Genomic DNA, 25,851 nt, shown 5'->3' on the forward strand with positions numbered 1-25,851 from the left:
GGATTTCCAAAAGCTGGCGTTTAGTTAACGCAAGTTTTTTGTTCGACACTTCTGAATGGAGTGTCGATTTTTTTTTAATTGAGGAGGAATTGGAAAGTGAAAAAGTGGAGTAAGATCGCAACGATTTCATTGGTTTTTGCACCGGCGTTCGTTTACGGATTAGATGCAAAAGCCGCAACAGTAACGGTGGCAGTGGAACGATTTACATTAGGCCAAGGATACGTGGTGGAACCTGAGCAAGTCAATGTCACCACGCAAAAAAACTACGCTGGCATCTTAGAACAAGTGCTGCAAGCAAATAAATTAGAGTACACCCAGCTTGGGACGACAGACAATAATTTTTATTTGACGGGGATCAAAGGAATCGATACAAAACAGCCACAGATTCCTAGTGCGGTGACGCAACTAGCCCAGCAAACGAATACGAAATTGAGTTCAGTCAATGCTTCTGCACCGACACTTGGTGAATACTCTTATTCACCAACGGGGGGCTGGTTGTATTCAGTCAATAATCAAACACCGACTGTCGGCATGAGTGATCAAAAGCCAACTGAAGGCGATGTGTTCCGCGTCCAATTTTCATTAGTCGGCTATGGCGCAGATCTCGGACAAAGTATGGACGGGCAAGCACAAGTGAAGGTGGCCGACAAAACGGCGCTGACTAAAAAAATCGCGGAGATCAACCAAGACAAAGCTAGCTACTTTAAACAAGGTGCCGCTTATGAACAAGCATATCAAACGGCAATGGCACAATTGGAAAACTTGACGGCTTCTCAAACAGACGTTGAGGCAGCTCTTCAAGGATTGAATCAACCAACACCAGTGAAAACGATCGCGATGTATCGTCTGTATAACCATAACAGCGGGGAACATTTTTATACTGCTTCAGTAGCTGAAAAAAATAATTTAGTCGCGGTCGGCTGGACGACAGAAGGCATTGGTTGGCAAGCGCCAGCAAGTGGTGAACCAGTTTATCGTGTGTATAATCCAAATGCTGGGGATCATCATTACACGTTGAATGCCGGAGAGAAAAATAATTTAGTCAAGCTCGGCTGGCAAGATGAGGGAACGGCTTGGTATTCTGGTGGAAGTCAAAAGATGTATCGCTTGTACAATCCAAATGCTCAAGCAGGCGCTCATCATTACACGTTGAACGTGGGTGAGAAAAATAATTTATTAAACGCTGGCTGGCAAGCTGAAGGAATCGGTTGGTACGCAGAATAAAAGTGTTTGACTGAGCTGATGGATCTTCCTTTCAGCTCGGTCCATTTTTTTAAGGGGGAGCAACGGTGCGAAAATTTTTTTGGGGGTTGGGTGTAGTCATCTTAAGCAGTAGTTTTTTACATAGTGCCGCTAGTCTGGCTCAAGTCCAAGTTGAAGCTGCGACTACACAAGTCCAAACGCCAGCTGAGGTGGACACTCCGGCAGTTTTAGACCAGACGCAACAATTTATTTTACAACAGTTCCAGCAAAGCCAACCGACATTTTCCAGTGAGTGGTTGATCTTAGCTTTGGCTCGCAATGGTTATGCCGGTTATCAAAGCCAGCCGCCTTATTTTGCCCTTTATTACGGAGCGCTCGTCAAACAGCTCCAAGCTCAAAACGGCAAACTTTCTGCGGTGAAGTACACGGAATATTCCCGGGTCGCGTTAGCTTTAGCGGCGATCGGAAAAGATCCCCAAGCAGTCGGTGGCTATAATTTATTTGATGATTTAAGCGATTTTGATCAAACGACCGCGCAAGGGATCAACGGAGCTGCGTTTGCCCTCTTAGCAGTGGATAGCCGCAATGAATTTCAGTTTACGCAACCGGCCGGTGTGACCAATTATACGACGAAAGAAAAGTTGCTGACGTATTTGCTTGCTCACGAATTGCCTCAAGGTGGCTTTAGTTTAGCCGGTCAGATGGCCGATGTCGATGTGACGGCGATGACGTTACAAGCCTTAGCACCGCATCAAAACGATCCAGCAATTAAAGCCGCAGTGGCGCGTGGAGTAGCAGTCTTAGCGCAACAGCAACAGCCTGATGGGGGCTTTCGTTCAAATTTTGCCGGTAGTCAAGAAGCAGCCGAATCAAGCGCGCAAGTGGTCACCGCATTAAGTAGTTTGGGGATCGACAGCGCTCGTGATCCGCGTTTTGTCAAACAAAAAAGTGCGCTGCAAGCGTTGAGTGATTACCAAGTAGCAAGTGGCGGTTTCAGTCATACGCCGCCAGCAACTAAACAAGCGCCCGCAGATGGACTCGCAACGGAACAAGCAGCCGGGGCTTTAGTCGCGTATGAACGTTGGCGGACGGGAAAAACCAATTTTTATCAAATGAACGATGTGACGAGTCCGACAGATCAAGAAAGCGTCCAAGCCGTTACAGATTTGTTGCAAACGTTAGACGATGACCCAACTAAAATCGCAGCCGCCCGCGCCGCGTATGACGCGTTGACTGAAGCGCAAAAAAAATTGATCCCGCCAAGCGCGTATCAATTATTAACTGCTGCTGAAGCGCAATTAGCAAAAAAAACAGCCGCTCAAGCTACAACTCCAACTGCTCCGACAGTTTCAACAACGGCAAGTCAAGCTAGTTCGCCACTAGAATCAGCCAGTGAGCCGACACCGGCAAGTCTTTCAGCAACTAAGACTAGCGGATCAGTCTCTCAAACGGAAGCTTCCGCACCAGGAAAAAATACGCCGTCAGAAAGTACTGCAACGCCGGCAGCTGATTTGAGCGTTCCGGTAGCCACTAAACCGGTGGCACCAGTAACACAAAAAGTAAAATCTCGCTCAAAACAAAAACAAAAAGCGGCTGGCTGGCAGTTTACGGGTAAAAGTTATCAGCCAAAAGCAGCTGCCACTGCTAAAACGCCAGCTTCGGGCCACTCTTTTTGGCAATTAACACCTATGAGTGGGCTGGCATTTCTAGGAGAAGTGATCGTAGCTGGCATCTTGGGCGGACTGAAGTTTGGATTGAAGAAAGGGATTTGGTGGTCATGAGAAAAATAGTTTTGAGTGTGGTACTATTGCTAGCATTAGGAGGCTGTGGCAGTCAGGCGACTGAGCAAAAAGTGACGCCGCTAACGACCCAAACGACCTTGCCGGCAGATGGGATCATCACGAAAGCACAGCTGCAGACGATCGCCACTAAAGATCAGACCTATGCCTTTAATGGCCGATCGGGCGCGATCCAGTATCAGTGGCGCTATTTAGGCAAACAGATCCAAAATCCCGTCCAACAAAAATTACGATTGAAATTTGAGACGAAGCAGTTGGCGGCCATCAAAAAAGCAGCGGATCACGCAACAGACGCGTTGGGACTTACGATCGCGCCGATGCAATTAGCCGGTACGCCAGAACTAGTGGTCACGTTGCCTAAAACGTGGCAAACCGATCAAGTCGTTTTAGTTCGTGCCCATAAAGGACAGTTAAAAAAAGTCAGTGGTAGTCCGGTGACGTTGACTAAAACGAATCATCAGACGACGTTACGTTTCCAAGTGTTAGAAAGTGGTGTAAAGTATTATCTCGTTGGTGGGAAAACGAATCAAGCTGTCAAAACAACAGCCGAAAAAGCGGCGGCCGCAGCACAACCCGCAACTGAGGCTGGGCAAACCGGTACCAGTCAAGCTGACCCTCAAAAAACGGCGGCTACCAATCAAGTAGTTAACTCGGCTACTAAAGCATCGGAGTCAAAAGCAGCTGCGCCAGCTACCAGCCAAGTTGCCGCTGAAACAAAGCCAGCTGATGATCAAACTACATCAGCTGCTGGGGCTTCTCATACAGCAGCTGATACAACAGAGCAAAAACCAGCGACCCAAACAGCGCAGCCAACTGTGACTTTTTCCATCTCAGCAGCTAATGTACTGGATCACTTGTCGGAATTAAAAAAAGAAAAACAACCCTATGTTCCCAAAGACGGTTGGATCGTCAAGCCGGAGCAAGTTCCGTTAAAACCGAATGAAAGTGTTTATGATTTGTTAGTGAAAGTCACAAAAGAAAAAAAGATCCAGCTGGAAGCGGACTGGACACCGGTCTACAATGCCTATTATGTGGCGGGGATCAATCAACTGTATGAATTTGATTGTGGCAGTCTTTCCGGTTGGACGTATGAAGTCAATGGTTGGTCGCCTAATTATGGCGCGTCTAAATATACGAATTTAAAAGCGGGCGATACGATCAGTTGGGATTATACATTAGAACTGGGACATGACCTGGGGAATAGTTTGAAGTGAGGTGAGAAAGATGAGACGAGTGGATGCTTTTTCAACCGTTCATCCGGTGATTAATTTTGGTTATTTCATCGGTGTGATCTTGGTGGGGATGTTTTGTTTGCAGCCAGTAATATTAACTTTAGCGTGTTTGAGTGCTACCAGTTATGGGGTCTTATTAAAAGGTGGCCGTCACATGTTAGGGCTGTGGCTTAAATTTTTATTACCCGGACTGTTAGTGGTGACGCTCGTCAATCCCGCGTTCAATCATTACGGAGTGACCCCACTCTTTCAATTACAAAACGGGAACAGTATCACCTTAGAAGCGATCGTCTACGGGATCGTGTTAGGCGTGGTGTTTTGCTGTTCGATCTTGTGGTTTACTTGTTACAATGATGTGATGACGAGCGATAAATTCATTTACCTGTTTGGCAAAATCTTACCGGCTAGTTCGCTGATCTTAGCGATGGTTTTTCGTTTTGTCCCAAAATTCAATACGCAATTGCAACATGTCCGCAATGGGCAAAAAAGTATCGGGCGCGATCTTAGCAATGGCACGTTGCGGCAAAAGATCAAAACGAGTTTTACCTTATTTTCAGCGCTCGTTACATGGTCGTTGGAAAATGCGATCGAGACGGCGGATTCGATGAAAGCGCGCGGCTACGGTTTGAAAGGCCGGACTGCTTTTTCTCGCTATCGGTTTGACCGGCGTGATTTTATTGTGACGCTGTTTTTACTCGTAACAGGCGGTTTGTTTAGTTACAGTTGGTTTTCTGGCGCGTTAGTCGCAAGTTACAATCCGAAAATCGAACTTTCTGGTTGGCCGCTGACTACTGAGACGTTACTTGGCTGGGTGAGCTTTACCTTATTTGCTACTTTGCCACTGAGTTTAGAATTAGTTGAGGCGTTACGCTTTAAACGAATGGAAAGGAAGATTTCCGATGTCGCTGTTATCCATCAAAAATTTTAATTTCAGCTACCCCGCAAGTGCGCCGAGCCTAACAGACATCAATTTGGAAGTGGCAAGTGGGAGCTTCAATGTCTTATTTGGCAAAAGCGGTAGCGGGAAGACGACGCTGTTGCGCCAATTGAAACCGAGTTTGACCCCGCATGGTACGACGAGTGGGGCGATCGAATTTTTAGATTCACCTATCCAAGAATTAGAAAAAAAAGCTGAGGCTAGTCAGATCGGTTATGTGTTGCAAAATCCTGACAATCAATTAGTGACGGATAAAGTCTGGCATGAATTGGCGTTTGGATTAGAAAGTTTAGGTTGTGATCAAGCGACGATCCGACTGCAAGTTGCTGAGATGGCGTCTTATTTCGGTATTCAAAATTGGTTTGAAAAAAAAGTGACCGAGCTTTCCGGCGGGCAAAAACAATTGTTGAATCTAGCCAGTATCATGGCGATGCATCCTGAGTTGTTGATCTTAGATGAACCGACTTCGCAACTAGACCCGATCGCAGCGGCTAATTTTTTAGCGACGCTGGCTAAACTCAACCGTGAGATCGGCACGACGATCCTTTTATCAGAGCATCGGTTGCAAGAAGCGCTGCCCTTAGCCGATCAAGTCTTTTTATTAGACGCAGGAAAATTAGTGGCAGCGGGCATGCCAAAAGTTGTGGGGGCACAGTTGAAAGCGCAAAAAAGCGAATTGTTTTCCGCGATGCCCGCTGCCATGCAGATCTATGGAGCCATTAGTTCAGGTAGTGAGTTTCCACTGACGGTGCGAGAAGGGCGCAATTGGCTAGCTGGACTCGATATCACACCGCAAAAAAAACTTGCTGCCTCCGCACCTGCTGCACTGCCTAAAAAAGCACCCGCGATGATCGAAGCAAAAGATGTGTGGTTTCGCTACGAAAGAAATAGCCCGGATGTGATCAAAGATTTGAATTTAACAGTGGCGACTGGAGAGATTTTCGGTTTAGTCGGTGGTAACGGGACCGGGAAAAGTACGACATTGGCTTTAATGAGTTGCTTGCTCCAACCTTATCGCGGCCAGATCAAATTAGCGGGTCAAAAAATCAATCGCTTAACGGATCAAGCGTTGTACCACCAATTTTTAGGCCTCTTACCGCAAGATCCGCAAAGCTTGTTCGTCAAACAAACCGTTTTAGCCGAATTGTATGAAGTCATCGACGGTAAAAAAGAAAAACCAAGTGCTGCTTACCCGTTAAAGATGAAAAAAGAAACAGCGGTGGCAGGGATCGCCGAACTGACGCATTTGACGGAACTGTTAGACCGCCATCCTTATGATTTGAGCGGTGGCGAGCAACAGCGACTAGGCTTAGCTAAAGTATTGCTGTTGCGGCCTAAGATCTTATTGCTCGATGAACCAACTAAAGGGTTGGATGAATTTTTCAAAGCCGAGTTAGCGACGATCTTAATGGAATTAAAACAGCAAGGCGTAACGATTTTATTAGTTTCTCATGATGTCGAATTTGTCGCAGAAGTCGCAGATACGTGCGGATTGTTTTTCAACGGCAGTGTCGTGACCCAAAAGCCCGCGAAAGAATTTTTTGCCGGTAACAATTTTTATACGACGGCGGCTAATCGAATCGCACGGCGTTATTTTCCCCAAGCCGTAACGACCAAGGATGTGATCAAATGTCTAAAAACGATTTTTTAAAAGCTTTTTATGCCGATGAGAATTGGCAGAAGCCGCCTATGAAAAAAAAGCCGCCAAAAGTTTCTGCGTTACGGGAAGATCCGGTGCCTGCCCCTCGACGAAAAATCAGTCGTCGCACAAAATTTAGTTTGGTCGTTTGGTTTTTACTTGTTCCAGCGGTGATCTATGTTGGCAGCCAGCTGGGGTCGCGGCATTATTTAGCCGTTAGTTTAGCGTTACTTTTTTTGGCGATGTTGCCTTTTGTCTTGTTGTTTGAAGATCGCAAACCGCAAGCACGGGAGCTCGTAGTGATCGCGGTTTTGATCGGACTCGCAGTCGCAGGTCGCGGCGTCTTTTTCATGCTACCGCAATTTAAACCGGTGGCCGCCATCGTGATCGTCAGCGGGATCGCGTTAGGTGCTGAGACAGGTTTTTTAGTCGGTTGCGGGGCGGCACTTGTCTCAAATTTATTTTTCAGCCAAGGACCTTGGACCCCGTGGCAAATGGTGGCATTTGGCTTGATTGGGTTTGTGGCGGGACTTTTTTTCCGCTGGGGATTGTTGAAGCCAACGCGACGCTCGTTATGTACCTTTGGCTTTTTCAGTATTTTTTTGATCTATGGCGGGATCATGAATCCAGCGTCTTTGATCATGTATATGCCGATGCTGTCAAAATCGGCCTTGATCGCAGCCTTTATCTCCGGCGCACCGATGGATCTGATCCACGCGCTTTCAACGGTCTTTTTCTTAGCCGTTTTAGCAAAACCATTTTTAGCAAAATTACAACGGATCAAAGTCAAGTATGGCTTGATCTAAGGAGGAATTTATCGTGAAAAAATTGTTAACTTTGATGGCACTGACGTTAGGTGTGGTCGCTTTTTCCGGCTGCCAATCAAATGACCAATCAACCAGCAGCCAAACGACAACTAGCACAAGTCAAGTCGCACAACAAAAAGCCGTGGTCACGTTGCAAGAAGAAGGCAAAGAACTGACCCATAAAACGATCCAGTTCAAAGCCGGTACCAAATTGTATGACGCCTTACAAGCAAATTTTAAAATCAAAGCGAAAGACGGTTACATCACGAGTATCGACGGTCATCAGCAAGACGATGCCGCTAAAAAGTATTGGACGTTTACGATCAATGGCAAAGAGATCATGAAAGGTGCCAAAGACGTGACGCTCAAAGCGGGCGATAAAGTTAATTTTAATTTAGCCACGATGAAATAAAAATTGGACAAGATAATCGTATAAATTTTTGTTACACTGGTCACAAGGAGTGATGTGCAATGGCAGAAATTTATGCGATCGGTCCCTTATTAGCAGACAAACAGCAAAACAAACTGCTGCTGAAGCGCTTGAATGCTGATTTGAAAGCGGTCGCACCAAAAGCTTCGGCAATCGATTTCCCTTATGTCGATCATTACCACCCACTAAAGATGATTTTAGGGTACCACAAAGAACCCATTCGGAAGCAGCTTTGTGCGGGGCCAGGTAAATTTCAAGTCGAAGCAAGTTACGGGTATTCGAGTGATCGTAAAACCGTCTACATCGACTTAGGCACGATCTTAGGCCCCCAGACGATTCCACGACTAGCCCGGACGCCGCTGAATACATCGAGTCGTGGCGTAGGCGAGTTATTGAAAAAAGTCGTGGGAGCCGAAACGGAAAAAGTCGTCTTTGTCAATCCAGAAAACATCGCGACCGATCTAGGGATGGGCATGTTTTCAGAATTAGGCGTGACTTTTTTTGATCAGCGGGGGTTACCCTTTGAAGTCAGCGGCGGTAAGCTGGGGCAGATCGCTAGTTTTTCATTTGAACATTTTGATAGTCGTTGGCAAAAGCTTCAGTATTGGCTGTTAGATAATCAAACGGAAAAAAGTACGTTGACTGGCGAACAAAGCATCAGCCAGCAACATTGCGAACTGACTGGGGCTAGTCCAGAACTAGTCAAGTTTTTGGAACAAGAGACGAAAAAGTTTACTCAACAAGTCGATGAGTTGTTGCAAAAGCAACTAACGAATCAACCGCAAGCTGCTTTAGGTAATGGTTTTGCTTTTGGCTGCCTCGCGTTTTTCCGACAGGTGATCGTGAAAGATCAAATCGCAGCCTTTGCGGAGAATACGGATTTTGAAACGCGCTTGCAGCAAGCTGATTATTTCGTCACGTTGGATCGTTATGGTCCTTTTCGTGAATTGTTAGCGCAGCATCAGCTTCCGACGCTGGTACTTCAAACAACGAAAGATCCGCCCAAAAGTTCTCCTAACGAACTTGTTTTACCATTTCAGTTAGCTGATACGGAGTTTGAGCAGCTGGAAAAGGGAATGCAAGCGCTCGTTGGATTATTGTATTTTCGAAAAACTAACTAAATAGATGGATGAAGGAAATCAGTGAAAATCTGATACTGTACCCGCAACTGTAATGTGGACGACATGAGTAACCACGGCGATTAGCTGGAAGGACTGATGGAGGTTGAAGCAAAGTCAGGATACTTTATTGCACGGCTTTTTCGGGGATAAGAAAGCCAGTGTGTTTAAGAAAGTTTTTTTGGGCAAGCGCTCTTTAGTCAAAGAACGTTTACGCAAGAAAATAAACAAGCGCGCTGGAATCATTTCCGGCGCGCTTGTTTTTGGATTTTTTGGCGATACTCACGGGGTGAGAGTTCGGTCACGCGTTTGAAGATCTTACTGAAATAGCTGGCTTGTGAAAAACCGAGACTGTGGGCGATGCTGTCGATGGACCAGGTAGAATCTTGCAGTAAGATCAAAGAGCGGTTGATCTTCTTTTCATTGACATAGTCGACAAAATTGGTCCCGAGCTCTTTTTTAAACAGCTTACTGAAGTAATAGCCGGAAAGATAAACATGATCGGCGACTTCATCTAAGGTGATGACTTCATTTAAATGGCGGTTGATGTATTCCAGCGCTGCTAAAATTTCTGGACGATCCGTTTTGTTCTTTGGCTCTGTTGGATGGTAATGAAATGGAATCTCTTCGTGGGACATTTTATTTTTAGGATCGGTCAGTTCGGGATCTAAAAAACGTTGGGGCACTTCCGCCGGTGCTTGGACTTCGACTTTTTTTTGCATGATGTCGGCTAAGTAGTAATTGATGATGATGGTCAACAATTGACTGCCGGCTTTGATTTTTTCCGGTGTTGTGAGCGGCATATTGTTGTAAGCTTCAACAAACAGTGGATCGGTTTGCCAGTCTGTTTTTTCTTTGATGATCCGCTGAAATTCGTTGGGAGATTCGATTCGTGTTTGACCACATAAGATAAAGCCGATGACTTGTTCGTCGATCGTAATCGGATAAGAAAAATCCACTAGACCGGCGTGGCAAATGTAAGGCTTCGTCTCTTTGTTTTTGATTGCGGAACGTCCACCGAACATATCACAGTTTTGACAGAGATGCCGTGTCTCTTCATTATTTCGCATCAACTGACAAAAAGGCGAGAAACCATAGCCGGCGGTCAGTTCGATTCCGTGAGTATCGACTAAGATCGAGGCGAGGCCAGTTGCTTCAGTAAATTCGCTTAAGATCTTGTCTAAGATTTTTTGATTTGATTCGATATATTGTGAATGATCTTCCATCATAAAATTCCTTTCTTGAAGTGGACAAGTAACTTGGTAGATACTAGTGTTTCCTAACACTAGAATGTGCTAGCGACTTTTTGATTTGAAAATGTAAATAAAGTTTATGAAAACAAGTAGTCTCTCAACTAGTTAAGTAAAAAATATGTAAGCGCTAAATTTTTTAAGACAAAAAAGTAGCGTTTTTTTCCTATGCTTAGAATACCACAAAATAGTTATGGCAAATATGTCATAGCTATTTTTTTTATACTCAATGTGCAAATAAAAAAAGCGTAGGAGGAAACAGACATGCAACAAGAAGCATTAGGTCTTATCGAAACACGGGGACTTGTCGCGTCGATTGAAGCAGCCGATGCCATGGTCAAAGCCGCAAACGTAACATTAGTAGGACAAGAAAAAATTGGACAAGGACTCATTACTGTCATGGTTCGTGGTGATGTGGGGGCCGTCAAAGCAGCAGTCGATGCAGGTGTTGCGGCAGCTGAGTCGATCGGCGAAGTAATCTCAAATTACGTGATCCCTCGTCCGCACACGGATGTTGAAAAGATTTTACCTACAAAAGAAAGCCTTAGCTAATTATGGCAGCCGAAGAAAAGTTAGTTGCGAAGATTATGGAACGTTTACTAGCAACGACTTCAATGGAACAAAAGGAGGAACCATCCGTGGATAAAAAGATCAGTTCATTAACGGAATTTGTCGGCACCGCTCCAGTCGGCGATACGATCGGTCTTGTGATCGCAAATGTCGATGCGCATTTAGCTGAAGCGATGCAGTTGAAAAAAAATTATCGTTCATTAGGAATCGTCGGTGCACGTTCTGGTGCTGGACCACAGATCACAGCCGCAGACGAAGCGGTCAAAGCGACGAATACCGAGATCGTCAGTGTTGAATTGCCTCGCGATACAAAAGGCGGCGGCGGTCATGGGGTCTTGATCATTTTTGGTGGTGAAGATGTCTCAGATGTTCGGCGTGCAGTGGAAGTTACGTTAAAAGAAACGGAACGAACTTTTGGCGACGTTTACAACAACGAAGCAGGCCACGTGGAATTGCAATATTCAGCGCGGGCAAGTTATGCTTTGGCCGAAGCGTTTGGTGCTGAAGTAGGGAAAGCTTACGGATTGATGGCAGCCGCACCTGCTGCGATCGGTGTGGTCATGGCTGATACCGCAGTCAAAGCGGCCAATGTCGAAGTGATCTCTTACGCTTCCCCTAATCACGGTCAAAAATATTCAAATGAAGTTACGATCCATATTAAAGGAGATTCCGGAGCGGTTCGCCAAGCAGTGATTGCAGCTCGAGAAGTCGGTAAAGACCTCTTGAATACATTAGGCAGTGAACCGATCAATGATTTTCCTTCATACATTTAAGAAGGAGGCACTTAAGCATGAAACGTTCAAAACGTTTTGAAGTATTAGAAAAACGGCCGATCCATCAAGATGGCTTTGTTAAAGAATGGATCGATGAAGGGTTTATCGCAATGGAAAGCCCGAATGATCCAAAACCAAGTATCAAAATCGAAAATGGGGTCATCACCGAACTCGATAGCAAACCACGGAAAGATTTTGATTTGATCGATCTATATATCGCCGAACACGGGATCGATCAAACCAATGCTGAAAAAGTTTTAGCGATGGACTCCGCTAAGATCGCCAATATGTTATGTGATCCCAACGTCCCTCGTGATGAGATCTTGAAATTAACGCTTGCGATGACACCAGCTAAAATCGTGGATGTCGTCAGTCAAATGAATGTCGTCGAAATGATGATGGCCATGCAAAAGATGCGGCCTAGAAGACGGGTCGCGACCCAATCTCACGTTACGAATTTGCGGGACAATCCAGTTCAAATCGCCGCCGATGCAGCAGAAGGCGCGTTACGCGGGTTTGCTGAACAAGAAACGACGGTGGCTGTTGCACGTTACGCTCCACTAAATGCGATCGCGATCACCGTTGGCTCACAAGTTGGTCGGCCGGGCGTCTTGACACAATGTTCCGTTGAAGAAGCAACAGAGTTAGAGCTTGGGATGCGAGGCTTCACCGCTTATGCTGAAACGATTTCTGTTTATGGGACCGAACCTGTCTTTACCGATGGCGATGATACACCATGGTCAAAAGGTTTCTTAGCTTCTTGTTACGCTTCTCGGGGACTTAAGATGCGGTTTACTTCCGGTTCAGGTTCTGAGGTCATGATGGGCTATGCTGAAGGCAAATCAATGTTGTACCTGGAAGCACGGTGTATTTTCATTACCAAAGCCAGTGGTGTTCAAGGGTTACAAAATGGTGCGGTCAGCTGTATCGGCATCCCCGGCAGTGTGCCAACTGGGATTCGGGCCGTCTTAGCCGAAAATTTGATCTGTGTCATGATGGATCTGGAAGTCGCTTCCGGTAATGACCAAGCGTTTTCACATTCTGATATGCGCCGGACGGAACGGTTGATGTGTCAATTTTTACCTGGGACCGATTATGTTTCCAGCGGGTATTCTGCTACACCAAACTACGATAATATGTTTGCCGGTTCCAATACCGACATTGAAGATATTGATGACTATTTAGTCTTTCAACGGGATTTAAAAGTTGACGGCGGGGTTCGTCCGGTGACAGAAGCCGAAGTCATCAAGATCCGCAGCAAAGCAGCACGCGTGATCCAAGCCGTTTTTGAAGGACTAGGGTTACCAAAAATCACTGATGAAGAAGTGGAAGCCGCAACGTATGCGAACGGTTCTAAAGATATGCCAGATCGGAATTTAGTCGAAGATATGAAAGCAGCCCAAGAAGTGTTAGATCGGCAGATCACTGGTGCAGATATCGTCAAAGCATTAGCTGAAGGTGGTTTTACCGATGTAGCGCAAGAAGTTTTGAACTTGTTGAAACAACGGGTCGCAGGTGACTTTTTACAAACGTCTTCGATTTTTGATCGTAATTTCCACGTTATTTCTGCTGTCAATGATTGCAACGATTACATGGGTCCTGGCACTGGTTATCGCTTAGAAGGCGAAGAGTGGGAGAAAGTGAAAGACATTCCGATGGCCATCGACCCTCGTTCAGTCTAGTAGAAAGGAAGAGAACAATGGAAACGACTATCAATGAAGAATTGTTACGGCAAGTGATCCGCGAAGTCTTAAGCGAAATGTCAGTCAAAGATCAACCGATCACCTTCCAAGAAACGATTGCTGAAAAAACAGCTCCGGCTGAAAGTAGTACTAAAAAATTACCAACGCCGATCCAATCCCTTGCTTGGTTCAAACATGCGGGTGTCGCAAAACCAAGTGCCGCTCAAGATGAAGTCGTGATCGCAGTAGCACCAGCTTTTGCTGAAGCCATGACCGAAAATTTATTAGGGGTATCCCACAAAGAGATCTTGCGACAAGTTGTTGCTGGAATCGAAGAAGAGGGACTTCATGCACGGATCATCAAAGTCTATCGAACAGCTGACGTTTCGTTTGTGGGTGCCGAGGCTGATAAACTTTCAGGCTCAGGTATCTCGATTGGGATTCAATCCAAAGGGACGACGATCATCCATCAAAAAGATTTGGAACCGTTGTCTAATTTAGAACTCTTCCCACAAGCTCCGACGATCACGTTAGATACGTATCGAGCGATCGGGAAAAATGCTGCGAAATACGCCAAGGGGGAATCGCCTGATCCGGTACCGACGGTCAATGATCAAATGGCGCGAGTTGCGTATCAAGCAAAATCAGCTTTGATGCATATTAAAGAAACAAAATACGTTGTGATCGGCAAACCAGCTGAAGAGATCGCATATGACTTTTCAAAAAATTAGACTGGAGGGAAAAAGATGGCTGAATTAGATGAATTGATCCAAAAAATCAAAGCCCAAATGGGTGAGACTGCTTCAACGGATCATGCGAATGAAACATTGGCTAAAGCGGAAACACTTAGTCAAACGAAGACACCGCAAAAAGCGATGGAACGCGCTGATTATCCATTGTATGAAAAACATCCGGAACTCGTTTTGTCCCCTAAAGGAACTGGGATCAACGAGATCACGTTAGATAAAGTTTTATCTGGTGAAGTAGATGGTCAAGATCTGCGGATCACAAGTGAGACATTAAAATATCAAGGCGAGATCGCAAAATCAGCAGGTCGAAGTGCCTTGCAGCAAAATTTTGCTCGGGCCGCAGAGCTAACCGCGGTGCCGGATGAACGTCTACTCGCGATGTATGGTGCCTTACGACCTTATCGTTCTTCAAAAGCAGAATTGTTACAACTAGCAGATGAATTAGAAACCGAATATAATGCGACGATCACCGCTAAGTTTGTGCGGGAAGCTGCTACCCATTATGAAGCACGGAAAAAATTAAAAGGCGACAATTAATTGGAGGTTGACACGATGACAAAAGTAATCGGTGTTGATATCGGAAATTCCTCCACTGAAGTTGCGCTGGCAGAGGTCAGTCCAACAGGACAAACGCAGTTTATTGCTTCAGCGATCGCGGAAACGACAGGGATCAAAGGAACCAAGAAAAATTTGATCGGTATCAAAAATGCAATCCAACAATTGCTGAAAAAAGCCCAGCTTACCACCGAAGCGATCGATTTGATTCGGATCAATGAAGCAACACCAGTCATTGGCGATGTTGCGATGGAGACGATCACCGAAACGATCATTACAGAATCCACGATGATCGGCCATGATCCGAAAACCCCTGGTGGAGAAGGTCTGGGGATCGGTCAAACGACACTGTTGACAGAACTCGTGAAAAAAGATCCGCGTCAAAAATATATCGTCGTTATCCCAAAAGCGATCGATTTTGCTGATGCTGCACGCTTGATCAACTTGTATACCGAAGCTGGTTTTCAGATCACCGCGGCGATCTTACAAAACGATGATGGGGTGTTGATCCATAATCGGCTGAAAAAAAAGATTCCGATCGTTGATGAAGTCGCGTTGATTGATAAAGTGCCGTTGAATATGTTAGCGGCAGTGGAAGTCGCCGGTAAAGGGCAAGTCATTACGGAATTATCTAATCCTTATGGGATCGCAACGGTCTTCAACTTGGATTCAGAAGCGACCAAAAATATCGTGCCGGTCTCACGAGCTTTGATCGGGAATCGTTCCGCTGTAGTGATCAAAACTCCGCAAGGCGATGTCAAAGCGCGGGTCATCCCTGCTGGACATTTAGTGATTGAAGGCGATGGCCGGAAAGAAACAGTTGGCATCTCAGCTGGCGCAGAAAAAATCATGCAAGTGATCTCCAGTTTCCAAACGATCGACAATGTTTCTGGTGAACCGGGAACTAACATCGGTGGCATGCTAGAACGAGTGCGCCAAACGATGGCTGATTTGACTGAAAAAGATTTGCGCAACATTTACATCCAAGACTTGCTGGCGATCGATACTTTTGTACCCTTAGATGTCAAAGGCGGGTTGGCTGGTGAATTTTCACTAGAGCAAGCTGTCGGGATCGCTTCAATGGTCAAGTCAGATCATTTGCAGATGGCCATGATCGCCTCTGAGATCAAAAAAGAATTTGGGATCGAAGTCGAGATCGGTGGCGCTGAAGCAGAAGCCGCGATCTTAGGAGCCTTGACGACAGCCGGAACGAGTCGGCCACTAGCGATTTTAGATTTAGGTGCGGGTTCGACCGATGCGTCCATCATTGATCCAGCAGGTGCGATCACAGCGATTCATTTAGCAGGTGCCGGGGATATGGTGACGATGATCATCAATTCTGAATTAGGGTTAGATGATCGCTACTTAGCCGAAGATATCAAAAAATATCCACTGGCAAAAGTGGAAAGTCTCTTTTATCTTCGTCATGAAGATGGCACGGTCCAATTTTTTGAAGAAGCGTTGCCCGCTAATATTTTTGCTAAAGTCGTGGTCATCACACCGACTGGTTATGTGCCGGTACCGGGTGATTTGAGTATCGAAAAGATCAAACACGTCCGGCAAACTGCTAAGCGCCGTGTTTTTGTAACGAATGCGTTGCGGGCATTAGCCCACGTCAGTCCGACAGGAAATATTCGCGACATTCCTTTTGTCGTGATCGTTGGCGGATCGGCCTTAGATTTTGAAGTGCCGCAACTAGTAACTGATGCGTTATCTCATTACGCGTTAGTGGCTGGACGCGGGAATATCCGCGGAGTCGAAGGTCCACGAAATGCGGTAGCGACCGGGTTGATCTTAGCCTATGCCAATGAAGTGAAGGGGGCGTAAGCGATGGTCAAGCGACCCACTATTTATGTAGCTACACTCGCTGAAAAAGCGCCGCTGGCATTGATTTTAGCTGGGATCGAAGAAGAAGAAGTGCCCTATGAACTAGTGACCACGGAAAAAAAAGATCGAATCGCGGCGGCTTTTGAACTTGCGACTCGCTCGCCGTTAGCCGTTGGGGTGGTGATCGATCAAACGCGGGCCGTTTTACATTATAAAAATCTGCCGGCAGAAAAACCGCTGTTTGAGATCCCAAATGAAACGACCGAATTAATGAAATTAGGTGCGAACGCGGCTCGTCTAGTGAAAGGCATCCCCTTCAAACCGTTGAAGGAGGTGTAAGAAGTGGAAGCATTAGGAATTGTGGAAGTTATCGGATTTGCTTGTGCCGTGAATGTCTCAGACGTGATGGTCAAAACGGCCGATGTTCAACTGATTGGAATCGAACGAGCAAAAGGTTCTGGTTGGTTGTCCGTTAAAGTCGTGGGCGATGTGGGTGCGGTGAATGCAGCCGTCGAAGCGGGCAGTACGTCAGCTTCAGTTCAGGAAAAATTGATCAGCTCGCTAGTTATCCCGCGTTTAGCAGATGGACTAGCCGAAGTTTGGTTGAAGCCGGGGCTTGACGCCAGTACGAGCACGGCAGCCGTTAAGACTGTAGCTGAGCCTGGCAAAACTGAATCAGAAAGTCCCAAAGTAGCTCCTACTCATTCAGACGAAACAACCGCAACCATCAAAGAATCAGAACCAACGAAAAACTCAATTAAGCCAGCTCAAGCTGATAAAGCAAAATCAAAAACAAAACGGCAGCCTGGTACAACGAAAAAAAATAAAAAATAATCGGAGGAATTACTCATGAACAATGCATTAGGAATGATCGAAACACGCGGTTTAGTTGCCGCAGTCGAAGCAGCAGATTCAATGGTGAAAGCGGCTAACGTCAGCTTGATCGGAACAGAAAAAATCGGTTCTGGTTTAGTGACGGTCATGGTTCGCGGAGATGTTGGCGCAGTCAAAGCTGCCGTTGATGCTGGTGCCAGTGCAGCTGAAAGTGTTGGGGAAGTCTACGCGTCTTACGTGATCCCACGCCCACATACCGATGTTGAAGGAATTTTACCAACGAAAAAATAAGCTTGTAAGTTAGGATGACAAACATGAACGAAGAAGAATTGCGACAACTGATTCGTAAAATCATTGCCGAAGAAAGCAACACGATCCCATTAGGCGTCTCAAATCATCATATTCATTTAACGAAAGAAGATTTTGAAATTTTATTCCCCGGCCAAGAATTGACTGTCAAAGCACCATTGAAACAACCAGGTCAATTTGCCTCAAATCAAACGGTGACGGTCGTTGGAACTCGTGGTGAGATTGAACGGGTACGGATCTTAGGACCATTTCGTTCTCATTCACAAGTGGAACTGGCTCGCTCAGAAGCTCGTCGCATCGGAGTGGACGTTCCCATCCGCATGTCAGGTGATCTAGTGGGTACACCAAGTATCACCGTCAAAACGGCTGCCGGTCAAATCGAGATCCAAGGTGCGATCGCAGCAAAACGCCACATCCATATGAGTATGGAAGATGCCGCCTTCTTTGGAGTCAAAAAAGGTGACGCGGTCAAAGTAGCGATCGAATCCGAACAACGAAAAACGATCTACGATGATGTGATCGTCAGACCTGACCCAGCGTTTGTTTTAGAAATGCATATCGATACAGATGAAGCGAATGCCGCTAACGTCGCAAAAAATACGGTGGCGCGATTAATCAAAGAATAGGAGCGTTTTGATCATGGAACTGACTCGACACAATCACGTCTTAGCTGATTTTCAAACCTTAGTTGAAAAACAAATCGCCGCGCGTCAAGTGACGCCAACGGAACCCTTGAAAGTCGGAATCGATCTGGGGACTTCATCGATCGTATTGGCGGTTTTGGATCGTGAGGACCAGCCGCTTTATGGGGCCTTTCAAGAAGCAGATGTCGTGCGAGACGGGATCGTGGTCAACTACGGCGCTTCTGTTCAAATCGTAAAAAAATTGAAACAGCAAGCTGAAGCGGTTCTCGGTCGAACACTGGAAAGTGCAAGTGGTGCGATCCCGCCTAAAACTGGTGAGAACAGCGCAAAAGTTGTCGCTAATGTGATTGGCGATGCCGGCTTTTTACCTAGTGAAGTCGTGGATGAGCCGACTGCTGCCGCACGCTTTTTAAAACTTGAGACGGGCAGTGTGATCGATATCGGCGGTGGGACGACCGGCATCAGTAATTTCAACGCCCACCAGCAAATCTCCGTCTTTGACGAGCCGACTGGCGGCTATCATATTTCGCTTGTCTTAGCTGGCGCGAAAAAAATTTCGTTAGCTGAAGCGGAGCAATTGAAACGCCAACACGAACGCGAAACGTTTGGGATCGTGCGGCCGGTAGTTGAAAAAATGGCCAGCATCGCCAAAACGTATGTCGTGGCTGAAAAAACGGAGCCGGTCATTTTAGTCGGTGGCGCCACGAACTTCACGGAGTTTGTGCCAACTTTTGAAAAAGTGATGGGCCGCCAAGTGATCCAGCCACAGTTTCCACAATTTGTCACACCGCTAGGGATCGCGACTTTTGATCAGGTGGTGGAAACATGACCGAAGCCGAACTGATGGAACTAGTGCTAGCGCGTTTGAAAAAACGTCAAACGCGTCAACTGAATTTAATGTGCCAAGAAAATTTTGAACTAGTCAAAGCACCAGCTAAAAAAGTTTTTTATGATTATAGTCAGATTACATTGATCCAAGTCCCGGTGAGCTTGTTGTTTGAACTGTATCATTTTCAAAAAACACCGTGGGTCGATTGGATCTTGACGGGTATCAGTTATCAAGTTCAATTTACGTTGGATTTAAATGAACAAGTGTTACCCTTTGTTCCGTTTCAAATGCTGAGGGCTTGGCCGTTAGCGTTTCACATCGCCGGACAGCCTGTCAACGCACTGACCCAAAAAACGATCAGTCGGAAAGCGATCCTAGCGTTAGCACCGCAGTCTTGGCTCGTAAAAATCAATGCCCAGCAACTGACGGCTGAAGCGCGGGAGCAAATCGAAAAACGTCAGATCAAATTGATAGAAAGGGTCGATGAGACATGTATATGGGGAAAGTCGTAGGATCGATCGAAGCCAGTCAAAAAGATGACTCGCTGGTGGGTCGTAAGTTGATGATCGTCCAACAAGTCAATAGTGACGGCGCTTCGATTCGCTATGAAGAAGTCGCTGCTGACACAGTCGGAGCTGGAGTCGGAGAGTATGTCTTACTGGTCAAAGGCGCCGGCGCCCGTAAAACTCAAAAAGAAGCCAATCGGCGAGATGTCGTTGATTGTGCGATCGTTGGGATCATCGACCGTTTCAATAAATGATCTGTTGAAAAGAGGGGAAGGCATGGCAATTTACACGAAAACCGGTGACAAAGGAAGCACCAGTTTGTTTGACGGTAAGCGCGTCAAAAAATACTCTGAGCGCGTCGAGACGTATGGCACGTTTGATGAGTGCAATGCTGCGATCAGTGTCGCCGAGAAGTTTTGTCAAAAAACAGCTAATCAACAATTATTGATCAAGATCCAATATAAGATGTTTCAGCTAGCCGGTGAGATCGCGACCGCTGAAAAAAATAAATTTTATGACAAGAGCCAACAGATTTCGACTGAGGATAGTCACGCTTTGGAAAAGGTGATCGATGACTATACGAATCGATTACCGAAAGTCACGACTTTCATCTTGCCAGGGACGAGTTTAGCTGGTGCTCATCTTCACTTAGCGCGCACCATTTGCCGGCGTGGAGAACGTCAGCTCGTTCGCTTAGCAGAAGACCCTGAGATCGGGATTCGGCCGGAGTTGTTGCAATACGTCAATCGATTGTCAGATTTCTTGTATATCCTCGCGCGTGATGAAGACCACGCGGCAAAAGAAGAACAACAAATCACCGAGATCATTCGACGTTACAAAGAAAAAGCAGGTGAAGCCAATGGATGAGTCACTAGTTGAGCGCGCGTTAGCGTATGTCAAAGGTGAGTTGCTGTTTACAAAAACTAATTTGCAACACGCAATCGATATCGCGGAACAAAAAGCGCAATCAATCAACGTGCCAGTTACGATCTGTATCAGTGATCAAGCGGGGAATCCGCGGATCTTATACCGCATGGAAAAAGCCAATCTCGTCAGTTTGACCTTAGCACCTAAAAAAGCCAATTCCGCTTTACTGATGAGAAAGCCGACGAAAGACTTGAACCAAGATACGGTGCCAGGTGGCGAGTTGTATCAAATGGAAACGATGTTAGACGGACAGCTGGTGACTTTTGCTGGGGGGATCCCACTAGTGATCGATGACGTGATCATCGGAGCAATCGGTGTCAGCGGCGGATTAGTTTCAGAAGATCAATTAATTTGTGAGACAGCGGTGAATGCTTTTTTAGCCGGCTGTTAACCAAGGTTTAATTACGAAAAAGGAGATTACACAATGGCAACATTAGAAGAGCAAATCAGAAAAATTTTAGCAGAAGAGATGGGGAATAAGACGCCAGACGTTTCGAGTCCTTCAAACGGAACGAACGGGATTTTTTCCAATGTGAATGATGCGGTAGCGGCTGCTAAAAAAGCCCAAGCAACGTATGTCGATTGTTCGATCGAAACAAGAAACAATGTCGTCCAAGCGATCAAAGACGCATTTAGCGATTCATTAGATTATATCGCCGAAGAAATCGTCAAAGAATCGGGCATGGGCACTAAAGAAGCCAAAGTCATGAAATTAGAAAATGCCTTATACAACACGCCTGGAACGGAAGATTTAACACCCGAAATTCAAACGGGTGACGGCGGATTAGTCATGTATGAGTATGCACCCTTTGGCGTGATCGGCGCTGTGACACCAAGTACCAATCCAGTAGAAACCGTGATCGCAAACGCTATTATGATGTTAGCTGGCGGGAATACCGTTTACTTCAGTGTCCATCCCGGAGCAAAAAATATCTCACGCTGGGCCGTTGAAAAAGCCAACCAAGCGATCAAAGCCGCAACTGGTTTAGAAAATCTCGTTGTTTCAATTGAAAAACCTTCCATTGAAGCTGCTCAAGAAATGATGCAACATCCAGATATTGCAGCGTTAGTCGTCACCGGTGGTCCTGGGGTTGTGCACCAAGCAATGATCAGCGGGAAAAAAGCCATTGGGGCTGGTGCTGGCAATCCGCCGGCCATGGTGGATGCGACCGCTAACGTAGCGCTAGCCGCTCACAATATCGTCGATTCCGCTTCATTTGATAATAACATTTTATGTACTGCCGAAAAAGAAGTCATCGCAGTCAGCTCGATCAAAGGCGAATTGATTCGATTGATGCAACAAGAAGGCGCCTTTTTAGTGACTGATCCAAAAGATATCGAAACCCTAACGACGATCACGTTACGCGAAAACGGGACACCTAGTCGGAAGTTTGTCGGCAAAGACGCAACCTTTATTTTAGATGAAGCTCACATCAGTTATACTGGTTCACCTAAGTTGATCATTTTAGAAGCTGCTAAAGACCATCCATTAGTCGTCAAAGAAATGTTGATGCCAATCGTGCCAATCGTGACTGCTCGTGACTTTGACGAGATGTTACAGATCGCCGTCGAAGTGGAAGGTAACAATCATCATACTGCGTCGATCCACTCAGAAAATTTACCTCACATCAATCGTGCCGCTCATCGGATGAACACCTCGATTTTTGTTGTCAACGGTCCAACGTATTCTGGGACTGGTGTTGGTAATACTGGAGCTTCGGCTTTGACGATTTCAACTCCGACTGGTGAAGGAACGACTACCGCAAAAACCTTTACGCGTCGTCGTCGTTTGAACTCACCAGAAGGCTTCTCCATCCGTTAAGACTAATTAGAAGGGAAGTTCGTTTCGTAAAACTCTTGGAACGTCGCTTAAGCGAGCAGCCAAGTCGTGACGCAGTCGTCAAGACGATTGCGTCACTATCTTAGCTCAATCTAGCAACACCGGATGTTCGATGGAGTATTTTGAGCTAGTCTGCAGTTTTACGAACTAAAAAGATGAATCAACTCATTATTCCAACAAAAATTTATTCTGGGACCGATAGTTTGACGGTCTTGAATCAATTTCATAATGAAACGGTCTTAGTTGTCTGTGATGCTTTTTTACCGGGAACGGACAGTTTGAAAATGATCTTAGCTCAATTGAATGGCTCAAATGCTGTGACACTTTTTTCAGATGTCAAACCAGATCCGCCGCTTGTCAATATCATGGCCGGAGTCAAAGTGTTTGAATCGGTCAAACCGAGCATCGTATTAGGGATCGGTGGCGGCTCAGCGATCGACACTGCTAAAGCAATCCGCTTTTTCGGTGAAAAATTAACTCACCAAGAAATTTTGAGTTTTATTGCGATCCCAACCACGAGCGGGACAGGCTCAGAAGTGACCAATACCGCGGTCGTATCTGATACTGAAAACGGCGTCAAATTTCCGATCATCAAAAATCATTTGATCCCGGACATCGCCTTACTGGAACCGACATTAGTCATGAGTGCGCCAAAAAGTGTCACCGCTTTTTCTGGCTTAGATGTGTTGACTCATGCACTAGAATCATTAGTGGCTAAAGATGCTGATTTGTTTACCGATGCCTTAGCGGAAAAAGCGATGGCGGTCATCAGCAATCAATTAGTTGCAGCTTATGAACATGGACAAGACGTAGCGTTACGGCAAGTGATCCATGAAGCTTCTTGTAGTGCAGGGTTAGCATTTAATAGTGCGGGTCTAGGGATCTGCCACGCGCTTGCCCACCAATTAGGCGCTAAATTTCATGTACCTCATGGCTTAGCAAATGCGATGCTACTACCTTATGTCGTTGGTTTCAATGCGCAAGATCAAACGGTGCGCGCAAAATATGCACAAGCGATCAAAAAAGCCAATCTTGGGCCAGCGACATTAAGCGACAGTTTACTGGTCAAACGATTACAAAAACATATTTTCCAAATGATGAAAGCGATGCATTGTCCGAAAACTTTAACTGAGTTTGGTATTGAAGAAAGTGCGGTCCGGGATAATTTAGCTTGGATCGTAGAACACGCCAAACAAGATGGAACTTTTGCTGGTAACCCAATCGTACCGACTGATCAAGAACTAGCTCAATTAGTTGAGCAAATCATAAAATAGGAGCCTGACTATGCACGAATATTTTGGTGAGTTTATGGGGACGGTCGTGTTGATCGTCTTAGGAACGGGCGTTGGCGCCAGTGTTAATTTGAACAAAGCCTACGCGAAAGGTTCTAGTTGGTTGTTCATCACGATTGGCTGGGGTTTAGCGGTCACTTTTGGGGTCTATGTCTCCGGTTTTATCGGATCACAAGGCCATTTGAATCCAGCCATTACCTTAGCCTTTGCCGCCTTTGGGATGTTTCCGAAAAGTAAAGTGCTGGGTTATTTGATCGCACAATTTTTAGGCGCCTTTGTTGGTGCGGCGATCGTGGCTTTACAATTTTATCCTCACTTCAAAGAAAGTAAAAATGAAGCACAAGGCAATACCGTGGGGATTTTTGGGACGGTCCCAGCGATCAAAAATCCGCTTTTCAATTTTATCAGTGAAATGATCGCGACATTTTTCTTCGTTTATATTTTGCTAGATCTAGGAAATTTTACAACGGGGCTCAAACCGTTGATCGTGGGGCTGGTCATCTTAGTGATCGGCCAAGCGCTTGGTTCAACGACGGGTTATTCATTAAATCCATGTCGGGATCTTTCGCCGCGCCTAGCGTATAAGTTGTTGCCGATTCCTAATAAAGGTGATGCTCATTTGGAATATGCTTGGGTGCCGTTTATCGGTCCGATCGCCGGGGCTATGTTAGCTGGTTTGATCTTTACGCTAGTTTAAAAGTTAAACAAAACGCGACAAAAAATAATTTAATTACAAAATTGAGCTAAAAGGGATTGGCAGACGGAGGTCTCAATCCCTTTTTTAAAATTAGTGCTCGTGACAGCAGTTCATTTTTAAGGAGAGTGCAGTATGACAAAAGTATTGGCTATTAATTCTGGCAGTTCCTCATTGAAATTTAAATTATTTACGATGCCACAAGAAATCGTGGTATTTGAAGGAATCGTCGAACGGATCGGCTTTGAAGATGCGATCTTCACTTATAAAATCAAAGAAAAGAAAACGAGTGTCTTACCCGTTTTAGATCATCAACACGCCGTTCAACTCGTGTTAGATACCTTGCTAGCTGAGCACGTGATCGCCTCTTACACCGAGATCGCTGGTGTGGGGCACCGCGTTTCTCATGGTGGGGCTTATTATAGTGATTCGACCTTGATCGATGCGACCGTTGAAGACCGGATCGATGAAATCAGTGCCATCTCGCCTTTGCATAATCCAGTTAATCTAGTCGGGATCCGAACGTTTGAAAAAGCTTTGCCACAAGCTAAACAAGTGGCGGTGTTTGACACGTCGTTTCACCAAACGATGCCCGAAAAAAATTATCTGTATGCCTTGCCATATGAGTACTATGAAAAATATGGGATTCGCCGCTATGGTTTTCATGGACCTAGTCATCAATATGTCAGTGAAAAAGCGCTGGACTTAGCACCGAATAGTCAAAAGATGATCACGTGTCACATCGGAAGTGGTGCGAGTATCGCGGCGATTTTAAATGGGAAATCCATCAATACGTCGATGGGCTTCACGCCACTGGCCGGCCTTGTCATGGGAACGCGAACCGGTGATATTGATCCCCAGATCTTACCCTTCATCCAAGAACAAGAAGGTTTAACGCCAAAAGAAATTCAAACCTTGTTGAATAAAAAATCAGGTCTATTAGGCTTGTCCGGAGTCTCGAGTGATTGCCGTGACATTGAACTAGCGGCAAATGATGGAAACCAACGAGCACGGCTGGCACTCGAGGTCTTTGTGCATCAAATCGTGCACTATATTGGAGCGTATGCAGCTGATTTGAATGGCTTAGACACACTTGTCTTTACTGCTGGAGTCGGGGAACATTCAGCAACGATCCGGCAAGCAGTTTGTGATTCTCTGACCTACTTAGGTGTGCAATTAGATCCAGCTAAAAATGAAAAAAATGCTTTACAGATCCAAGACGCAACGAGCAAAGTCAATGTCTTTGTCATTCCGACAGATGAAGAAGTCGTGATTGCGCGTGATGTGATGCGGATCGCAAATTTAAAGTAACCATTCATGAAAAGTTTAACGAAAAGCTGTTTTCTGTCATTGGCAGGAGACAGTTTTTTTGAGTTTAGCTAGGTAGCACTTAAGTCTGGGGAAAA

28 protein-coding genes and 1 riboswitch are annotated in these 25,851 nt (G+C 45.8%); of the genes, 27 read left to right on the top strand and 1 reads right to left on the bottom strand.

Going from position 1 to position 25,851, the window contains the following annotated elements; all coding sequences use genetic code 11:
* The first annotated feature begins 96 nt into the window (after positions 1 to 96).
* The 8 genes from GVJ38_RS09075 (at position 97) to GVJ38_RS09110 (ending at position 9,167) form a co-directional block, all read left to right on the top strand.
* On the top strand, positions 97 to 1,224 hold the full coding sequence (locus GVJ38_RS09075; RefSeq protein WP_159722837.1) for a DUF4430 domain-containing protein: 1,128 nt from the start codon (positions 97 to 99) through the stop codon (positions 1,222 to 1,224).
* Between the two features lie 65 nt (positions 1,225 to 1,289).
* The gene (locus GVJ38_RS09080) at positions 1,290 to 2,984 is read left to right on the top strand and encodes a prenyltransferase/squalene oxidase repeat-containing protein (protein WP_159722838.1); all 1,695 of its coding nucleotides are present in this window, start codon (positions 1,290 to 1,292) and stop codon (positions 2,982 to 2,984) included.
* Positions 2,981 to 4,216: a DUF4430 domain-containing protein gene (locus tag GVJ38_RS09085; protein ID WP_159722839.1), complete on the top strand. Its 1,236-nt coding sequence runs from the start codon at positions 2,981 to 2,983 to the stop codon at positions 4,214 to 4,216. Before GVJ38_RS09080 ends, GVJ38_RS09085 begins: the two co-directional genes overlap by 4 nt.
* A 10-nt stretch (positions 4,217 to 4,226) precedes the next feature.
* Positions 4,227 to 5,162 (top strand): energy-coupling factor transporter transmembrane component T, encoded by a 936-nt coding sequence (locus GVJ38_RS09090; protein ID WP_235032858.1) that lies wholly within the window; start codon positions 4,227 to 4,229, stop codon positions 5,160 to 5,162.
* Positions 5,134 to 6,822, top strand: a complete 1,689-nt coding sequence (locus GVJ38_RS09095; protein WP_159722840.1) for an ABC transporter ATP-binding protein — start codon at positions 5,134 to 5,136, stop codon at positions 6,820 to 6,822. Before GVJ38_RS09090 ends, GVJ38_RS09095 begins: the two co-directional genes overlap by 29 nt.
* Positions 6,801 to 7,616, top strand: coding sequence for an ECF transporter S component (locus GVJ38_RS09100; protein WP_159722841.1), 816 nt, complete (start codon positions 6,801 to 6,803; stop codon positions 7,614 to 7,616). The genes GVJ38_RS09095 and GVJ38_RS09100 overlap by 22 nt, the downstream gene beginning before the upstream one ends.
* A gap of 13 nt (positions 7,617 to 7,629) precedes the next feature.
* Entirely contained in the window at positions 7,630 to 8,028 is a 399-nt protein-coding gene (locus GVJ38_RS09105) for a DUF4430 domain-containing protein (protein ID WP_235032859.1), read from the top strand.
* A 59-nt stretch (positions 8,029 to 8,087) separates the two neighbouring features.
* A complete protein-coding gene (locus tag GVJ38_RS09110; RefSeq protein ID WP_159722842.1) occupies positions 8,088 to 9,167 on the top strand; it encodes a glycerate kinase in 1,080 nt (359 codons plus the stop codon).
* A riboswitch (cobalamin riboswitch) is annotated at positions 9,140 to 9,309 on the top strand. It overlaps the preceding gene by 28 nt.
* Before the next feature lie 97 nt (positions 9,310 to 9,406).
* Here the strand turns inward: GVJ38_RS09110 and GVJ38_RS09115 are convergent.
* Positions 9,407 to 10,390, bottom strand: coding sequence for a PocR ligand-binding domain-containing protein (locus tag GVJ38_RS09115; RefSeq protein ID WP_159722843.1), 984 nt, complete (start codon positions 10,388 to 10,390; stop codon positions 9,407 to 9,409).
* A gap of 288 nt (positions 10,391 to 10,678) precedes the next feature.
* Here GVJ38_RS09115 and GVJ38_RS09120 point away from each other — a divergent pair, with 288 nt between their 5' ends.
* The 19 genes from GVJ38_RS09120 (at position 10,679) to GVJ38_RS09210 (ending at position 25,756) form a co-directional block, all read left to right on the top strand.
* Positions 10,679 to 10,966 (top strand): BMC domain-containing protein, encoded by a 288-nt coding sequence (locus GVJ38_RS09120; protein WP_159722844.1) that lies wholly within the window; start codon positions 10,679 to 10,681, stop codon positions 10,964 to 10,966.
* A gap of 2 nt (positions 10,967 to 10,968) precedes the next feature.
* A complete protein-coding gene (gene pduB, locus GVJ38_RS09125) occupies positions 10,969 to 11,757 on the top strand; it encodes a propanediol utilization microcompartment protein PduB (RefSeq protein ID WP_159722845.1) in 789 nt (262 codons plus the stop codon).
* Positions 11,758 to 11,774: 17 nt separating this feature from the next.
* A complete protein-coding gene (locus GVJ38_RS09130; RefSeq protein WP_159722846.1) occupies positions 11,775 to 13,439 on the top strand; it encodes a propanediol/glycerol family dehydratase large subunit in 1,665 nt (554 codons plus the stop codon).
* Positions 13,440 to 13,456: 17 nt separating this feature from the next.
* Positions 13,457 to 14,170: a propanediol/glycerol family dehydratase medium subunit gene (locus GVJ38_RS09135; RefSeq protein ID WP_159722847.1), complete on the top strand. Its 714-nt coding sequence runs from the start codon at positions 13,457 to 13,459 to the stop codon at positions 14,168 to 14,170.
* A gap of 15 nt (positions 14,171 to 14,185) precedes the next feature.
* Complete coding sequence (locus tag GVJ38_RS09140) at positions 14,186 to 14,725, top strand: diol dehydratase small subunit (RefSeq protein WP_159722848.1); 540 nt, start codon at positions 14,186 to 14,188, stop codon at positions 14,723 to 14,725.
* A 15-nt stretch (positions 14,726 to 14,740) separates the two neighbouring features.
* A complete protein-coding gene (locus GVJ38_RS09145; protein WP_159722849.1) occupies positions 14,741 to 16,570 on the top strand; it encodes a diol dehydratase reactivase subunit alpha in 1,830 nt (609 codons plus the stop codon).
* Positions 16,571 to 16,573: 3 nt separating this feature from the next.
* Positions 16,574 to 16,909, top strand: coding sequence for a glycerol dehydratase reactivase beta/small subunit family protein (locus tag GVJ38_RS09150; protein ID WP_159722850.1), 336 nt, complete (start codon positions 16,574 to 16,576; stop codon positions 16,907 to 16,909).
* A gap of 3 nt (positions 16,910 to 16,912) precedes the next feature.
* Positions 16,913 to 17,404: a BMC domain-containing protein gene (locus tag GVJ38_RS14415; RefSeq protein ID WP_159722851.1), complete on the top strand. Its 492-nt coding sequence runs from the start codon at positions 16,913 to 16,915 to the stop codon at positions 17,402 to 17,404.
* 15 nt (positions 17,405 to 17,419) lie between these two features.
* Positions 17,420 to 17,695 (top strand): BMC domain-containing protein, encoded by a 276-nt coding sequence (locus GVJ38_RS09160; protein WP_159722852.1) that lies wholly within the window; start codon positions 17,420 to 17,422, stop codon positions 17,693 to 17,695.
* Positions 17,696 to 17,718: 23 nt separating this feature from the next.
* Positions 17,719 to 18,339: a phosphate propanoyltransferase gene (pduL, locus tag GVJ38_RS09165; RefSeq protein WP_159722853.1), complete on the top strand. Its 621-nt coding sequence runs from the start codon at positions 17,719 to 17,721 to the stop codon at positions 18,337 to 18,339.
* 13 nt (positions 18,340 to 18,352) lie between these two features.
* Positions 18,353 to 19,186, top strand: coding sequence for an ethanolamine utilization protein EutJ (eutJ, locus tag GVJ38_RS09170; protein ID WP_159722854.1), 834 nt, complete (start codon positions 18,353 to 18,355; stop codon positions 19,184 to 19,186).
* Positions 19,183 to 19,698 (top strand): PduM family microcompartment protein, encoded by a 516-nt coding sequence (pduM, locus tag GVJ38_RS09175; RefSeq protein WP_159722855.1) that lies wholly within the window; start codon positions 19,183 to 19,185, stop codon positions 19,696 to 19,698. The genes eutJ and pduM overlap by 4 nt, the downstream gene beginning before the upstream one ends.
* Entirely contained in the window at positions 19,677 to 19,946 is a 270-nt protein-coding gene (locus GVJ38_RS09180) for a EutN/CcmL family microcompartment protein (protein ID WP_159722856.1), read from the top strand. Before pduM ends, GVJ38_RS09180 begins: the two co-directional genes overlap by 22 nt.
* 22 nt (positions 19,947 to 19,968) lie before the next feature.
* Positions 19,969 to 20,559: a cob(I)yrinic acid a,c-diamide adenosyltransferase gene (locus GVJ38_RS09185; protein ID WP_159722857.1), complete on the top strand. Its 591-nt coding sequence runs from the start codon at positions 19,969 to 19,971 to the stop codon at positions 20,557 to 20,559.
* Complete coding sequence (locus GVJ38_RS09190) at positions 20,552 to 21,010, top strand: GlcG/HbpS family heme-binding protein (RefSeq protein WP_159722858.1); 459 nt, start codon at positions 20,552 to 20,554, stop codon at positions 21,008 to 21,010. Before GVJ38_RS09185 ends, GVJ38_RS09190 begins: the two co-directional genes overlap by 8 nt.
* Before the next feature lie 33 nt (positions 21,011 to 21,043).
* Complete coding sequence (locus GVJ38_RS09195; protein ID WP_159722859.1) at positions 21,044 to 22,441, top strand: aldehyde dehydrogenase family protein; 1,398 nt, start codon at positions 21,044 to 21,046, stop codon at positions 22,439 to 22,441.
* 173 nt (positions 22,442 to 22,614) lie between these two features.
* Positions 22,615 to 23,733, top strand: a complete 1,119-nt coding sequence (locus GVJ38_RS09200) for a 1-propanol dehydrogenase PduQ (protein WP_159722860.1) — start codon at positions 22,615 to 22,617, stop codon at positions 23,731 to 23,733.
* A gap of 10 nt (positions 23,734 to 23,743) precedes the next feature.
* A complete protein-coding gene (locus GVJ38_RS09205) occupies positions 23,744 to 24,448 on the top strand; it encodes an MIP/aquaporin family protein (RefSeq protein ID WP_159722861.1) in 705 nt (234 codons plus the stop codon).
* A 132-nt stretch (positions 24,449 to 24,580) separates the two neighbouring features.
* Positions 24,581 to 25,756 carry an acetate/propionate family kinase gene (locus GVJ38_RS09210; protein ID WP_159722862.1) on the top strand — a complete coding sequence of 392 codons (1,176 nt, stop codon included), beginning with the start codon at positions 24,581 to 24,583 and terminating at the stop codon, positions 25,754 to 25,756.
* The last annotated feature ends 95 nt before the right edge of the window (positions 25,757 to 25,851 follow it).

This window comes from Enterococcus sp. CSURQ0835, from assembly GCF_902706605.1.
Lineage (GTDB): Bacteria > Bacillota > Bacilli > Lactobacillales > Enterococcaceae > Enterococcus_A.

Excerpts from the sequence above, each read along its gene's own strand:
- GVJ38_RS09085 (WP_159722839.1), top strand. The coding sequence starts at position 2,981 with ATGAGAAAAATAGTTTTGAGTGTGGTACTATTGCTAGCATTAGGAGGC.
- GVJ38_RS09090 (WP_235032858.1), top strand. The coding sequence starts at position 4,227 with ATGAGACGAGTGGATGCTTTTTCAACCGTTCATCCGGTGATTAATTTT.
- GVJ38_RS09095 (WP_159722840.1), top strand. The coding sequence starts at position 5,134 with ATGTCGCTGTTATCCATCAAAAATTTTAATTTCAGCTACCCCGCAAGT.
- GVJ38_RS09100 (WP_159722841.1), top strand. The coding sequence starts at position 6,801 with ATGTCTAAAAACGATTTTTTAAAAGCTTTTTATGCCGATGAGAATTGG.
- GVJ38_RS09110 (WP_159722842.1), top strand. The coding sequence starts at position 8,088 with ATGGCAGAAATTTATGCGATCGGTCCCTTATTAGCAGACAAACAGCAA.
- GVJ38_RS09115 (WP_159722843.1), bottom strand. The coding sequence starts at position 10,390 with ATGGAAGATCATTCACAATATATCGAATCAAATCAAAAAATCTTAGAC.
- GVJ38_RS09120 (WP_159722844.1), top strand. The coding sequence starts at position 10,679 with ATGCAACAAGAAGCATTAGGTCTTATCGAAACACGGGGACTTGTCGCG.
- pduB (WP_159722845.1), top strand. The coding sequence starts at position 10,969 with ATGGCAGCCGAAGAAAAGTTAGTTGCGAAGATTATGGAACGTTTACTA.
- GVJ38_RS09130 (WP_159722846.1), top strand. The coding sequence starts at position 11,775 with ATGAAACGTTCAAAACGTTTTGAAGTATTAGAAAAACGGCCGATCCAT.
- GVJ38_RS09135 (WP_159722847.1), top strand. The coding sequence starts at position 13,457 with ATGGAAACGACTATCAATGAAGAATTGTTACGGCAAGTGATCCGCGAA.
- GVJ38_RS09140 (WP_159722848.1), top strand. The coding sequence starts at position 14,186 with ATGGCTGAATTAGATGAATTGATCCAAAAAATCAAAGCCCAAATGGGT.
- GVJ38_RS09145 (WP_159722849.1), top strand. The coding sequence starts at position 14,741 with ATGACAAAAGTAATCGGTGTTGATATCGGAAATTCCTCCACTGAAGTT.
- GVJ38_RS09150 (WP_159722850.1), top strand. The coding sequence starts at position 16,574 with ATGGTCAAGCGACCCACTATTTATGTAGCTACACTCGCTGAAAAAGCG.
- GVJ38_RS09160 (WP_159722852.1), top strand. The coding sequence starts at position 17,420 with ATGAACAATGCATTAGGAATGATCGAAACACGCGGTTTAGTTGCCGCA.
- pduL (WP_159722853.1), top strand. The coding sequence starts at position 17,719 with ATGAACGAAGAAGAATTGCGACAACTGATTCGTAAAATCATTGCCGAA.
- eutJ (WP_159722854.1), top strand. The coding sequence starts at position 18,353 with ATGGAACTGACTCGACACAATCACGTCTTAGCTGATTTTCAAACCTTA.
- pduM (WP_159722855.1), top strand. The coding sequence starts at position 19,183 with ATGACCGAAGCCGAACTGATGGAACTAGTGCTAGCGCGTTTGAAAAAA.
- GVJ38_RS09180 (WP_159722856.1), top strand. The coding sequence starts at position 19,677 with ATGTATATGGGGAAAGTCGTAGGATCGATCGAAGCCAGTCAAAAAGAT.
- GVJ38_RS09185 (WP_159722857.1), top strand. The coding sequence starts at position 19,969 with ATGGCAATTTACACGAAAACCGGTGACAAAGGAAGCACCAGTTTGTTT.
- GVJ38_RS09190 (WP_159722858.1), top strand. The coding sequence starts at position 20,552 with ATGGATGAGTCACTAGTTGAGCGCGCGTTAGCGTATGTCAAAGGTGAG.
- GVJ38_RS09195 (WP_159722859.1), top strand. The coding sequence starts at position 21,044 with ATGGCAACATTAGAAGAGCAAATCAGAAAAATTTTAGCAGAAGAGATG.
- GVJ38_RS09200 (WP_159722860.1), top strand. The coding sequence starts at position 22,615 with ATGAATCAACTCATTATTCCAACAAAAATTTATTCTGGGACCGATAGT.
- GVJ38_RS09205 (WP_159722861.1), top strand. The coding sequence starts at position 23,744 with ATGCACGAATATTTTGGTGAGTTTATGGGGACGGTCGTGTTGATCGTC.
- GVJ38_RS09210 (WP_159722862.1), top strand. The coding sequence starts at position 24,581 with ATGACAAAAGTATTGGCTATTAATTCTGGCAGTTCCTCATTGAAATTT.